Source organism: Pseudomonas sp. TKO26 (assembly GCF_003225665.1).
Taxonomy (GTDB): Bacteria; Pseudomonadota; Gammaproteobacteria; order Pseudomonadales; family Pseudomonadaceae; genus Aquipseudomonas; species Aquipseudomonas saponiphila.
Genome location: NZ_QKLN01000008.1, coordinates 223352 through 235308 on the forward strand (window position 1 = coordinate 223352; position 11957 = coordinate 235308).

Annotated in this window: 11 protein-coding genes; 4 read left to right on the forward strand and 7 right to left on the reverse strand. The window is 61.2% G+C overall.

The window, feature by feature from the left end; all coding sequences use genetic code 11:
- Positions 1-99 precede the first annotated feature (99 nt).
- Together waaA and DNK59_RS14670 are read right to left on the reverse strand one after the other, a co-directional pair.
- The gene (gene waaA / locus DNK59_RS14665) at positions 100-1380 is read right to left on the reverse strand and encodes a lipid IV(A) 3-deoxy-D-manno-octulosonic acid transferase (protein ID WP_092319031.1); all 1281 of its coding nucleotides are present in this window, start codon (positions 1378-1380) and stop codon (positions 100-102) included.
- A 22-nt stretch (positions 1381-1402) separates the two neighbouring features.
- The gene (locus DNK59_RS14670) at positions 1403-2287 is read right to left on the reverse strand and encodes a LysR family transcriptional regulator (protein ID WP_177431253.1); all 885 of its coding nucleotides are present in this window, start codon (positions 2285-2287) and stop codon (positions 1403-1405) included.
- A 110-nt stretch (positions 2288-2397) separates the two neighbouring features.
- Here DNK59_RS14670 and DNK59_RS14675 point away from each other — a divergent pair, with 110 nt between their 5' ends.
- From DNK59_RS14675 to DNK59_RS14690, 4 genes are all read left to right on the forward strand, one after another.
- Complete coding sequence (locus DNK59_RS14675) at positions 2398-2730, forward strand: multidrug efflux SMR transporter (RefSeq protein ID WP_011058907.1); 333 nt, start codon at positions 2398-2400, stop codon at positions 2728-2730.
- A 110-nt stretch (positions 2731-2840) separates the two neighbouring features.
- Positions 2841-4016 carry an FAD-binding oxidoreductase gene (locus DNK59_RS14680; protein ID WP_110723636.1) on the forward strand — a complete coding sequence of 392 codons (1176 nt, stop codon included), beginning with the start codon at positions 2841-2843 and terminating at the stop codon, positions 4014-4016.
- Positions 4013-4825, forward strand: coding sequence for an aldo/keto reductase (locus DNK59_RS14685; RefSeq protein WP_110723637.1), 813 nt, complete (start codon positions 4013-4015; stop codon positions 4823-4825). The genes DNK59_RS14680 and DNK59_RS14685 overlap by 4 nt, the downstream gene beginning before the upstream one ends.
- 41 nt (positions 4826-4866) lie before the next feature.
- Positions 4867-5838 carry a metal ABC transporter ATPase gene (locus DNK59_RS14690; RefSeq protein WP_110723638.1) on the forward strand — a complete coding sequence of 324 codons (972 nt, stop codon included), beginning with the start codon at positions 4867-4869 and terminating at the stop codon, positions 5836-5838.
- A gap of 47 nt (positions 5839-5885) precedes the next feature.
- On the opposite strand, the gene hldE is transcribed toward DNK59_RS14690, so the two are convergent.
- From hldE to DNK59_RS14715, 5 genes are all read right to left on the reverse strand, one after another.
- Positions 5886-7319: a bifunctional D-glycero-beta-D-manno-heptose-7-phosphate kinase/D-glycero-beta-D-manno-heptose 1-phosphate adenylyltransferase HldE gene (gene hldE / locus DNK59_RS14695; protein ID WP_110723639.1), complete on the reverse strand. Its 1434-nt coding sequence runs from the start codon at positions 7317-7319 to the stop codon at positions 5886-5888.
- Positions 7320-7422: 103 nt separating this feature from the next.
- Complete coding sequence (gene cysC / locus DNK59_RS14700; RefSeq protein WP_110723640.1) at positions 7423-8043, reverse strand: adenylyl-sulfate kinase; 621 nt, start codon at positions 8041-8043, stop codon at positions 7423-7425.
- Positions 8036-8740 carry a sulfotransferase family 2 domain-containing protein gene (locus tag DNK59_RS14705; protein ID WP_110723641.1) on the reverse strand — a complete coding sequence of 235 codons (705 nt, stop codon included), beginning with the start codon at positions 8738-8740 and terminating at the stop codon, positions 8036-8038. The genes cysC and DNK59_RS14705 overlap by 8 nt, the downstream gene beginning before the upstream one ends.
- 152 nt (positions 8741-8892) lie before the next feature.
- Positions 8893-10701 carry a lipid A export permease/ATP-binding protein MsbA gene (gene msbA / locus DNK59_RS14710; RefSeq protein ID WP_110723642.1) on the reverse strand — a complete coding sequence of 603 codons (1809 nt, stop codon included), beginning with the start codon at positions 10699-10701 and terminating at the stop codon, positions 8893-8895.
- 15 nt (positions 10702-10716) lie between these two features.
- Positions 10717-11889 (reverse strand): O-antigen ligase, encoded by a 1173-nt coding sequence (locus DNK59_RS14715; protein WP_110723643.1) that lies wholly within the window; start codon positions 11887-11889, stop codon positions 10717-10719.
- Positions 11890-11957 lie beyond the last annotated feature (68 nt).

Sequence of the window (11957 nt, forward strand, 5' to 3'; positions counted from 1 at the left end):
AGGCCACCTTTGCGGGTGGCCTTTTTCATGCTGAGACGGCTGTGGCAAGGGCCCTTTGCCGCCGCTGCGCAGCCTGCGGCAGGCGCTGCACGAAGACCGTCAAGGCCTGTTCAAGAGGCGATCAAGACCATCCAGCAGCCGCTGCAAGGCGCCCTGATTGGCCTTGAGCACCTTGAGCCCGGCTTCGGCCATCTTCTGAGCATCCCGGGGCAACTCGAACAGGCGCTGCACCGCCACCGCCAGCCCCTCGGCGTCATCCACCTCCTGCAGGGCCCCGGCCTCGCGCAGCATCGCGGCGATTTCCAGGAAGTTGAACAGGTGCGGCCCGCTGATGACCGGCTTGGCCAGCGCCGCCGGTTCCAGCAGGTTATGTCCGCCATTGGCCACCAGGCTGCCACCGACAAAGGCGCTGTCGGCCAGGGCATAGAGGAACAGCAACTCGCCCATGGTGTCCCCCAGCAACACCGAGGTGGTGGCGTCCACCGGCTCCCCGGCGGAGCGGCGAATGGTCGTGAAACCCTGTTGCCGACACAGCTCGTACACCGAGTTGAAGCGTTCCGGGTGCCGTGGCACCAGAATCAGCAAGGCATTCGGGTAACTGGCCAGCAGTTGCCGATGGGCGTCGAGCACCACGGCGTCTTCACCCTCGTGGGTACTGGCGGCGATCCATACCGGGCGGTCCATGGCCTGCCACTGCTGGCGCAGCTCAGCGGCACGCACCAGCAATTGCGGATCAATGCTCAGGTCGAACTTGATCGAGCCTGTCACTTCCACAGTCTCGGGACGCGCGCCCAGCTCCCGGAAACGCTGGGCCTCGGCCTCGGTCTGCACCGCGAACAGGCTCATCTGCGCCAGCATCGGCGCCGTCAGCCCGGCAAAGCGCCCATAGCCCTTGGCCGAACGCGCGGACAATCGGGCATTGGCCAGGGCCACCGGAATCCCGCGCCGAGCGCACTGGTCGATGTGGTTGGGCCACAGTTCGGTTTCCATGATCACCGCCAGCTTGGGCTGCACCCGATCGAGAAAGCGCGCAGCAGCGCATGGCAGATCGTAAGGCAGGTAGCAATGCTGGATGCGCGGCTCATGGGCGAACAGTGCTTGAATGCGCTCAGAGCCGGTGGGGGTCATGCAGGTCACGGTAATCGGCAGTTGCGGATGACGGGCCAACAGGGCCCGGATCATTGGCGCGGCGGCAATACTCTCGCCCACGGACACCGCATGCACCCAGATACCGCCGGTCTGCATGACCGGCAAGCCCAGAGAGAAGCGCTCGCCAATGCGCTTGGCATAAGCCGGGGCCTTGCGCGAACGCAGCCACAGGCGAATCGCTACCAAAGGCAGCCCCAGGTAAAACAGTGCGGTATAGAGAGTTCTATTCATGGCGGCGGAGTTTATCGGTTTTTTAGCCGATCGCCTTCAGGTGCACGGCAAAACGTTCCGCCAGCCAGCGCGCTGCCGGCCCCAGGGGCTCGTCGCGGCGCCAGGCCAGCTCCACCACCAGCGCCGGCGGTGTCCATTCGCTGACCAGTTCCACCATCTGATGCTGATAGGTCGGGTACTGCACCACATGCCGCGGCAACCAGGCCCAGCCAAGGCCACGCATCAGCCATTCGGCCATCACATAGAAACTGTCCGCCCGCCAGACCTGGGGGCTGACTTGTTCACCACCGGGATAACCACTGAGTTGCGGGGCGATCAGCAACTGCCGGTGCCGGGCCAGGAGCTGGCGATTGACCCGCTTTTCATGGGCCAGGGGATGCCCCACGGCACACACAGTGACCATTTCAACGCTGCCCAGGGCCTGACGCTCCAGGGTTTCGGGCATCTGCTCATGGTGGAACAGCAAGCCCAGGTCGGCCCGGCGCTCCACCAGCTTGCGCGCCACATCGCCCTGGGCGCCGCTGGCCAGCTGCACCTCCAGGCTGGGAAAGCGCTCGGCCAGGGCTTCCAGGCTGTCGAGCACCGGCTGGTAGGGCATCGCCTCGTCCTGGGCCAGGCGCAACCGCGCCTCCTGGCCCCGCATCAGGGCCAGCGCCCGACCGTTGAGGCGATCGCATTGACGCAGAATCTCCCGCGCCTCCTGCAACAAGGCGCTGCCGGCTTCGCTGAGCTTGGGCTGGCGCCCGCTGCTGCGCTCGAACAGGCTGACCCCCAGGTCCTCCTCCAGCAGAGCGATGGCGCTGCTGATGGCCGATTGCGCCTTGCGTTGCTGGCGGGCCACCGCGGAAAACGAACGCTGCTCGGCGACACTGACGAACAGCCGCAATTGCTCCAGGTTCCATTGCATGTTCATAGCGCAACCTATCTTCATAACAGATAGGTAATGACTTTACCCCATCTGAGCAGCCTCTAGAATGCCGACCTCAGAAAGCAGCCCCAGACACGAGGAACCCTCCCATGAACGCTTACTACTACCTGGCCATCGCCATCTGCGCGGAAGTGATTGCCACTGTTTCAATGAAAGCGGTCAAGGGCCTGAGCACACCGCTGCCCCTGGCGCTGATCATCGTCGGCTACGGCGTGGCCTTCTGGATGCTGACCCTGGTGGTACGCACCGTCCCGGTGGGCGTGGCCTATGCGGTATGGGCCGGCATGGGCATCGTCATGGTCAGCATTGCCGCGCTGTTCCTGTACGGCCAGAAACTGGATATCCCGGCGATGCTGGGCATGGCGTTGATCGTCCTCGGCGTGGTGGTGATCCAGTTGTTCTCGAAAACCGCCGGGCATTAAAAAGCAGCCTCAAGCGACAAGCTTCAAGCGGCAAGAGTGAGTGCCATGCTTGCAGCTTGAGGCTTGAGGCTTGAAACTTGCGCCTTCGTTTTGTTTACCGAGGTCGCTGCATGCCATCCGCTATTTCCACCGATGTGCTGATTGTCGGCGCAGGCGTCGCCGGCCTCTGGCTCAATGCCCGCCTGCGGCGCCAGGGCTTTTCCACTGTGCTGGTGGAAAGCGCCAGCCTCGGTGGCGGACAGAGCGTGAAGTCCCAGGGGATCATTCACGGCGGCGCCAAGTACGCCCTGCACGGCGCCCTCACCGGCGCCTCGGAAGCCATCGCCGACATGCCCCGGCGCTGGCGCGAAGCCCTGGCCGGCAGCGGCGAGCTGGACCTGTCCGGCGTGCGCCTGCTGTCCGAATCCCACTATCTCTGGTCCCCCGGCACCCTGGCCGGTAACCTCACCAGCTTCTTTGCCAGCAAGGCCGTGCGCGGCCGGGTCGATCAGGTCAAGGGCGAGCAATTGCCTCCAGCCCTGCAGGACAAGCGCTTCAAGGGCAAGGTCTATCGGCTGGCCGAACTGGTGGTGGACGTGCCCAGCGTCATCCAGCGCCTGGCGGAGCTGGGCGGCGACAGCCTGCTGGCCGGGCAGAAGATCGAGCCACTGCTGGAGAGTGGTCAGCTGGTGGGCCTGCGGATCGACGAACGGGAGATTCGCGCGCAGCGCATTGTCCTCAGTGCTGGTGCCGGCAATGCCGAGCTGCTCCAGACTCTCGGCCTGAGCCAGCCGGCCATGCAGCGACGCCCGCTGCACATGGTGCTGGTCAAGGGGCCAAGCCTGAAACCGCTGTACGCCCATTGCCTGGGCGGCGGCCCCAAGCCGCGGATCACCGTCACCACTCATCCGGCCGCCGATGGCCAGTGGGTCTGGTACCTGGGGGGCGATCTCGCCGAAGCCGAAGGTGTGGCCCGGGAACCGGCAGCGCAGATCGCCGCGGCGCAAAAGGAACTGGCACAGTTGCTGCCTTGGGTCGACCTGAGCCAGGCGCAATGGGCCACCTTGCGAGTGGAGCGGGCGGAACCGGCACAATCAGGCCTGACCCGCCCGGACAACGCCTTCCTCGCCGGACAAGACCGCCTGCTGGTGGGCTGGCCGACCAAACTGGCCCTGGCGCCGGACTTCGCCGACCGGGTCCTGAAGGCCTTGGAGCGCGATGGCATTCGCCCCGGCCCCAGCCAGGCGCTCCCCGACCTGCCCAAGCCGCCCCTGGCGCAAACCTCCTGGGAGCAACTGCTGCCATGAGCCAGCCAACCCTGCACGACCTGCATCGCCCCTTCGGCAGCACCGGGCTGATGGTTTCGCCCCTGGGCCTGGGCACGGTCAAGCTGGGCCGTGACCAGGGCGTGAAATACCCCAACGGCTTCCAGATCCCCGACGACCAGGAAGCGCGCATGCTGCTCAAGCTGACCCGCGACCTGGGCATCAACCTGATCGACACCGCTCCAGCCTACGGCCGCAGCGAAGAACGCCTGGGCCCGCTGCTACGGGGCCAGCGCCAGGAATGGGTGATCGTCAGCAAGGTCGGCGAGGAGTTTGCCGACGGTGTGTCCCGCCACGACTTCAGCGCCGCCCACACGCGTCTGTCCGTGGAACGCAGCCTGCAACGCCTGGAAACCGACTTCATCGACCTGGTGCTGGTGCATTCCGACGGCAACGACCTGGCGATCCTCGAGCAGTGCGAGGTGTACCAGACCCTGGCCCAGCTCAAGCAGGAGGGCAAGATCCGCGGCTTCGGCTTCTCCGGCAAGACCGTCGACGGCGGCTTGAAGGCATTGGAGCAAGGCGATTGCGCCATGGTTACCTACAATCTGAACGAACAGGCGGAGCGGGCGGTCATTGACTATGCTGCCGCCCAGCACAAGGGCATCCTGGTGAAAAAGGCCCTGGCCAGCGGCCACGTGTGCCTGAGCCCGGGCACCGATCCGGTGCGGGCCAGCTTCGAGTTGCTGTTTGACCGGCCCGGTGTCGCCAGTGCTATTGTCGGGACCATCAATCCGCTGCACCTGGCCCATAACGTGGCGACCGTGGCACAGGTTCTGGGCCAGAACTGATGCCGCCGACGCGGCCGACCCCGACGCAAGAAGGAGCCGAGATGTCGCGACCGCTGATTAGAAAGAACCCCAGCAATTTCAAGACCCTGCCCCTGTTCGTCGAGGCGACTCCCGAAGGCCTGTGCTACCAGAGCGTCGGCATGCCGCTGAACTTCGCCCAGACCCTGCAGCGCCGACGCCCGGTGACCGTGGCCGATACCCAGCGTTTCGCTCTGGAACTGGCCAACCTCGGGGTCTCGGTGCGCCTGACCCTGCATTGGCAGAACCGCGATTACTGGGTACTGGTGCGCCAACGCCGCCAGGATCGCGGCGACGTGGTGCTCAAGCTGATCTCCGGCTACGTGCCGGCCCATGAGCTGAACCTGCCGCTGCTGACCGCCATCCAGGAAATCGCCGAGGAGTGCCTGCTGGAAACCCCCGAAGGCTGGCTCGGCGGACGCTTCAACGACACCTGGCTACCCGCCCCCTATGCTGGCGCCCTGCACTACCGCGAAGCCCTGCCGTTTCGCCTGACGCCGCTGTCCGGCGCGGCGCGCCCGGTGCGTTGCGCCAACCTGCAATTGCTCGAGCGTCCCCAGGCCTATGTACACCTGCCCACGGCATCGCTGCAGTTGATCTACGACCTGCGCCTGGAGGTGCCCAGGGAAGCCAAGTCCCTGAGCCTGTTCCACGTCGACGAACGCCTGGAGGGCGATCAACTGGTGGCCCGCCTGGACCGCAAGCGCCCGGACCTGTACCTGATGCCCCTGGAGAATGGCGAACCTTGCGCCGAGCTCTACACCCTGAAAAAGGACCAGTTGCACCCGGCGAGCACCCGTGGCCTGTACCTGGCAGAAAGCTTCGCCCAGCAGGAAGGCTGGGTGGTGCGCGACGAGCGGATTCGCTGGAAGGACTGGCTCGGGCAACGAGGCCTGAGTGAACCTGCGAAGGACTCGAAACTCTCACGCCTGACCGGCAAGGCCCGGCAGATCCTGCGCAAGATGGTTCCGGCCAAAGCCAGACGCCAGGGCTGAGGCAAAAAAAAGGCGCCTGGAGCAGGCGCCTTTTTTCACTGCGGCCGTTACTCGGCCTTGTCGGTCTTGCGGATCTTCTCGACGATGGCGGTGGTCGAGCTGTTCTCGACCAGCCCCAGCACCTTCACCGTGCCGCCATAAGCGGTGACGATATCAGCGCCCACCACCTGATCGATGCCATAGTCCCCGCCCTTGACCAGCACATCCGGCCGTACCTGGGTCAACAGGTTTTCCGGAGTGCCTTCAGGGAAACTGATCACCCAGTCCACGGCGCCCAATCCCGCCAGCACCGCCATACGCCGGTCGACACTGTTGATCGGACGTCCAGGCCCCTTGAGGCGGCTGACCGAGGCATCGTCGTTGATCGCCACGATCAGCCGGTCACCCTGGGCCCGAGCCTGTTCCAGGTAGGTCACGTGGCCGGCGTGGAGAATGTCGAAGCAGCCGTTGGTGAACACAATCTTCTCGTTGTGCGCCCGGGCGTCATCAATCGCCAGCAGCAGTTGGTCGAGGCTCAGGACCCCACGCTCGGAACCTTCCTCGCGCTGGATCGCCCGACGCAATTCCGGTGCGCTGATCGCAGCAGTCCCCAGCTTGCCGACCACTATGCCCGCCGCCAGATTGGCCAGGCCCACGGCATGGGGCAGCTCTTCACCGGCAGCAATGGCAGCGGCCAGGGTAGAGATCACCGTATCCCCGGCACCGGTGACATCGAACACTTCACGGGCACGGGCCGGCAGATGCAGGGGCGGATGCGCCGGGCGCAACAGGGTCATGCCGTGCTCGCCACGGGTCACCAGCAGCGCTCCCAGCTCCAGGTCGTGCATCAGCTTGGCGCCCTTGCTCACCAGTTCGTGCTCATCGGCGCAGCCGCCGACGATGGTTTCGAACTCGCTGAGATTCGGCGTGATCAGGCTGGCGCCACGGTAGATGGAAAAATCCTTGCCCTTGGGATCGGCCAGCACCGGAATGCCCCGCGCCCGCGCCGCCGCGATCAGCACCTGATGGTTGCGCAGAGCGCCCTTGCCGTAGTCGGACAGCACCAGCACCTTGATCCCGTCGAGCAGGGCGTCGACCTCGGCCGCCAGGGCCAGGGCATCAGTGGCGAAGGGCTCTTCGAAATCGATACGCAGCAACTGCTGGTGACGGCTCATGACCCGCAGCTTGACGATGGTCGGCTGATGGGCAATGCGCTGAAACAGCGCCCGTACACCCGCACCCTTCAAGCTGTTGGCCAGACTGTCGGCAGCCTCATCGTCACCGGTCACCCCCACCAGGGATGCCGGAGCGCCGAGAGCGGCGATGTTCAGGGCAACGTTAGCGGCACCACCCGGGCGGTCCTCGATTTGCTCGACCTTGACCACCGGCACCGGTGCCTCAGGGGAAATCCGTGAGGTACCACCATGCCAGTAACGGTCGAGCATGACATCGCCGACCACCAAGACAGGGGCTTGATCGAATCGCGGCATGGACAACTTCATGGAGCATCCCACATACAAAATGAACAGGGGCGCGATATTAACACAGGGTTGGCGCCGTCTCGTTTGAGAGCTTTACGCGGGATGTATCACGCACATTATCTGATCATTTTTTGAACACTCGACTCAAAACAAACTGCACCGCCTCGGACAATTCGATTTCATCGGTATTGATCTCGCAATCTGCGCGCTCTGGCGCTTCGTAAGGACTGTCCAGACCGGTGAAATCCTTGATTGCTCCTTGCAGCGCAGCTTGATACAAGCCCTTGGGGTCACGTCGGGCGCACACATCAAACGGCGTGCTGACATAGACCTCGAAAAACTGCCCCGGAGCAAACAACGCCCTGGCAATCGCCCGACAAGCACTGAAGGGCGAAATAGCCGAGACGATCACAATCAATCCGGCGTCGACCATCAGGCGCGCCACCTCGCCAATACGCCGAACATTCTCTTTGCGCGCCTCGATTCCCATCCCCAGATCGCTGCATAACCCGGTGCGCAGGTTGTCACCGTCCAGCACAAATGTATGGCGGCCCTGCTCATTGAGTTTGATCTCCAACGCATTGGCCAGAGTGGACTTTCCGGCACCCGACAGCCCCGTCAGCCACAGACAACAAGGCTGCTGGTGCTTTAACGCAGAGCGGGCATCCACTGACAACGATAGGGAAAAGGGACGGATAGCGGGAGCAACCCCAGTAGAGTTCGGAAAAACTGAAGAGTCACTCATAACCCAGGACCTCATAATCACGCTGATAAGCACGCCTGACCAAGCGCCGCGTACGCAAGGAGCAGAACTCCCTGACCGGCTCGTTTCGACGCTCAAGGGAAACATTCAGATGCGGCAATAATGTGTCCACTCCAAGTCGCTCACAAAGATAGCGAAAATCTCGCTCAAAATGCTCGTGCCGGCCTAGAAAATCCATGGACAACCGCCCCATCTGATCAACAAGAAAGTCCGTCTGAGGCGCAAAGTGGAGCTGACGACGCAGGTTGTCCGGATGCAACCACTGCGCAACGAAATCGTCGAAATCTCGGTAACTGGCCACCAAGGCCTGAGCCTCCTGGTCACGTCGACTCATGTTATTGCCCCGCAAGTAAGCGTATGCCGAGTAAGCCCGCTCCAAGGGATCGCGGACGAAAGCGAACTTGAAACTGCGCGCGCAGTGTTCAGGGAACTGCTGCTGATACCAGTAATACGGTAAGTGCCCTGGCCACCGACCCTCTAGAAGCGCGGAGCACAGGCTACTGCCCCCGCATTTGGGCACGTGAATGAACACACACTTATGCGTCACAAAACTTGTTGGAAGCGTAATGATCGCAGACAGTGACTTGTTCACAGCCTGCCGATCAACCACTGACAAACGTCCCAGTAAGAAAGCCCTTTGATTCTTGGGAAGCAATTTCCACAACAGACGTTGCAACATCCGATTATCCACGCAAGAAGGTTGACCCTCTCGTTCATCATTCGAATCGAGAGGGCCAACATAACAAACGCCGGATAAGGAATTATTTAGCTTTGGTCAACCCTGTAAGGGCATTGATACAAATGCCCGGGCGCATTGCGCGCCCGGGAATATCAGACGATATCGGCCTCAGTCGGCGCGTCCAGCCCCATGGCGTGCAGCCGCGAGTAGTACCCACCCATGGCCAGTAACTCGACGTGGGTACCACGCTCGACAATTTCGCCGTGGTCCATCACCAGGATCTGGTCAGCCTTCTCGATAGTGGACAACCGATGAGCGATAACCAGGGTGGTACGCCCTTTCATGACCTTGTCCAACGCTGCCTGAATATGCCGCTCCGACTCGGTGTCCAGTGCTGACGTTGCCTCATCAAGAATCAGCAACGGCGCATTCTTCAGCAACGCCCGGGCGATAGCCAAGCGCTGACGCTGGCCACCCGAAAGAAGCACGCCGTTCTCTCCGACTTCGGTATCCAGGCCCCGGGGCAGCTCAGCGATGAAGTCCATCGCATAGGCGTCTTGGGCAGCCTTCTCGATATCCGCACGCGGCGCACCGGCCAGGTCCCCGTATGCAATGTTGTTGGCAACGGTATCGTTGAACAAGGTCACATGCTGCGTGACCTGAGCTACGTGTCGGCGCAAGTTACGCAGCCGGTAGTCTTCGACTTCCACGTCGTCGAGCAGTATTTCCCCAGTTTCATGATGGTAAAAACGCGGAATCAGGCTGGCCAATGTCGACTTACCACTACCAGAGCGCCCAACCAAGGCAATCATCTGCCCTGGCTCGGCACTGAAGCTAATGTTCTTGAGAACCTCACGCCCCGTCTCCGGATACGTGAAGCTCAAGTTGCGAACTTCAAGACGACCACTGATACGATCCCGTTCGACCGTTCCGCTATCGACTTCAGGCTCAACATCCAGCTGCTCGAAGATACTTTCGGCACCCGCAACGCCCTTTTGAATCGTTGAGCTGACTTCCGACAACTGCCGAATCGGTTTAGGCAGCAAACCCGCGGCAGTGATATAGGCCACCAGATCACCTGCCGTTGCATCGCCCCGCAAGAACAACACCAAAAACATCAGTGCGGCCATGGCGGAGTAAATCACCAGTTGCAACATGGGGGTGTATACAGCGCCAGTCTTGGTCATGCGCAGTTGCTTTTCGGTGTTGCTCTGGCTAGCCGCAGCAAAGCGCCGCTGCTCATAGCCTTCACCACCGAAACTGCGCACCACTCGGTATCCCTGGATCGCTTCCGAAGCAACATGGGTCACATCTCCCATGGCGACCTGAATCTTTTTGCTCTGCTTGCGAAATTTCTTGCTGGTACTGCCGACCATCAGTGCAATCACTGGCAGGATTGCCAACATCACCAGCGTCAGCTTCCAGTTCATCCACAACAGATAACCAAATAGAAAGACCACTGTCAGGCCTTCGCGAATGACCACTTTGATCGCGTCGGTGGCCGCCCCCGTCACCATAGTCACATTGAAAGTGATACGGGAAATCAGGTGCCCAGAACTATGAGTATCAAAATAGCGATTGGGCAGAACTAACAGCTTGTTGAACAGTTCGACACGCAGGTCGTGGACCAATCCCAAGGAAACCTTGGCCAGGTAGTAGTTGCCCAGAAAAGATCCCAAACCTTGCCACGCGGCGATCAGGACGATCAGCAGCGGAACAGCCATCAGCAACTTCAGGTCTCTCAAATACGGCACGTTGGGGAAGAACACCACATCGGGATTGCTCAAGCCATCAACGAAGTATTTGAGTATTCCCGCGAGCATCGGCTGGGTAGACGCAAAGATCACGAAGCCCACGATACTCAACAGAAACATGCCAAGGTACGGCCGTACATAGCCCAGCAGCCGGAAATAGATTTTCAGGCTGGAATCCTGTTCCGCTTTGGGCGGTGCGTCACTCATCATCGGGCTCACTGGTTAGGTAGAACGGCGAATTTTATCACAAGCCTCGGGCTTGGCCCGTGCCCAGACCAAAACGCTGGCCAATGCAATTGGAAACCAGGAGATGAACCACTCGGCACGAGGCGTACCGGTCAGGCTTGCAGCATCGAACTGCATCGCCAGAAATGAGAACACCCATATCCCGATGATGCCCTTGCCATATTGGGTATCACGCACCTTCCACGCTTGCCATAACACTCCGAACCACAGCCCACACCAAAGCAGCAGGCCCGGCAGACCGAGTTCGATGGTCACATGGGTGAACAGATTATGAGAGTGATCGAAATAGAGGTTATCGGCAAAGACCTTGTAATCGCCGCCCAATCCCAAGCCGCCCCAGGGCCGCTCGGCAATCATGTGCAAAGCCGCCATGAAAATCTGAGGACGATAGGAAACGCCACGCGACAAGACCAGAGATTCCATTGCCCAGAACACCGCCAACGCGGTGACAACCGCCGCTGCAGCAATCAACGTACTGCGCCGGTCACGACACCAGATAGGCATAGCCACGATGCTCAGAAGCAGTGCCAGAGCGGCGCCTCTACTTTGGCTCAGTACCACAAAGAGCGCGAGCAGCCCCATCGCCAACAGCCAAGCCACCTGCATCCAACGGCCGCGAGGCACCCAGTGCAGCATCCACACCGCAGCCAAACCAATGACGTAAGCACCGAGAATGGGATGAGAAAGCTGGCCTAACCCCTCAAGACGGGCGTACCAGGCATTTCCTTCAATGCCATAGAATTTGATCACTGCAATCAGCGACGACAATGCCAGTCCGAAACCTCCCCATTGCATGATTCGAATGACTCGCTCGGGTCGAGCATTGGCAAACACCGGGAAGAACAGCAGGAAGACGCCAATGTAAAGCAGACGCTTGGCCTCACGGGAAGGATCTTCTACGTTGGTCCAGAGCAAACTGACCCCGCTCCATACCGCCAATAGCAGGATCATCAGGCAGACCCAAGGTTGCGAACGCCAGACTTCCTTGAGCCGATCACGGGCAGGCCAGGCAAAAACCAGGGCCGGCAACCAGAGAAAAAGCACCAGCCCCTGCTGATAAATCTTGTTGGTCGGCGCAAATGCAATAGCCAGTAAGAACCATAACAGTCCACCGACCATCCATCCCTGCGCCCAACGACTTGCTTGCATTCCTAACTCCTCATCACGGCCTACCACCCTGCCCGGCATGGTTAAAACTCAAAACTTTCGGCATCATT

What these genes read in the sequence shown, in the direction of transcription:
- waaA (WP_092319031.1), bottom strand. Translation starts at nt 1,380, where the DNA reads ATGAATAGAACTCTCTATACCGCACTGTTTTACCTGGGGCTGCCTTTG.
- DNK59_RS14670 (WP_177431253.1), bottom strand. Translation starts at nt 2,287, where the DNA reads ATGCAATGGAACCTGGAGCAATTGCGGCTGTTCGTCAGTGTCGCCGAG.
- DNK59_RS14675 (WP_011058907.1), top strand. Translation starts at nt 2,398, where the DNA reads ATGAACGCTTACTACTACCTGGCCATCGCCATCTGCGCGGAAGTGATT.
- DNK59_RS14680 (WP_110723636.1), top strand. Translation starts at nt 2,841, where the DNA reads ATGCCATCCGCTATTTCCACCGATGTGCTGATTGTCGGCGCAGGCGTC.
- DNK59_RS14685 (WP_110723637.1), top strand. Translation starts at nt 4,013, where the DNA reads ATGAGCCAGCCAACCCTGCACGACCTGCATCGCCCCTTCGGCAGCACC.
- DNK59_RS14690 (WP_110723638.1), top strand. Translation starts at nt 4,867, where the DNA reads ATGTCGCGACCGCTGATTAGAAAGAACCCCAGCAATTTCAAGACCCTG.
- hldE (WP_110723639.1), bottom strand. Translation starts at nt 7,319, where the DNA reads ATGAAGTTGTCCATGCCGCGATTCGATCAAGCCCCTGTCTTGGTGGTC.
- cysC (WP_110723640.1), bottom strand. Translation starts at nt 8,043, where the DNA reads ATGAGTGACTCTTCAGTTTTTCCGAACTCTACTGGGGTTGCTCCCGCT.
- DNK59_RS14705 (WP_110723641.1), bottom strand. Translation starts at nt 8,740, where the DNA reads ATGTTGCAACGTCTGTTGTGGAAATTGCTTCCCAAGAATCAAAGGGCT.
- msbA (WP_110723642.1), bottom strand. Translation starts at nt 10,701, where the DNA reads ATGAGTGACGCACCGCCCAAAGCGGAACAGGATTCCAGCCTGAAAATC.
- DNK59_RS14715 (WP_110723643.1), bottom strand. Translation starts at nt 11,889, where the DNA reads ATGCAAGCAAGTCGTTGGGCGCAGGGATGGATGGTCGGTGGACTGTTA.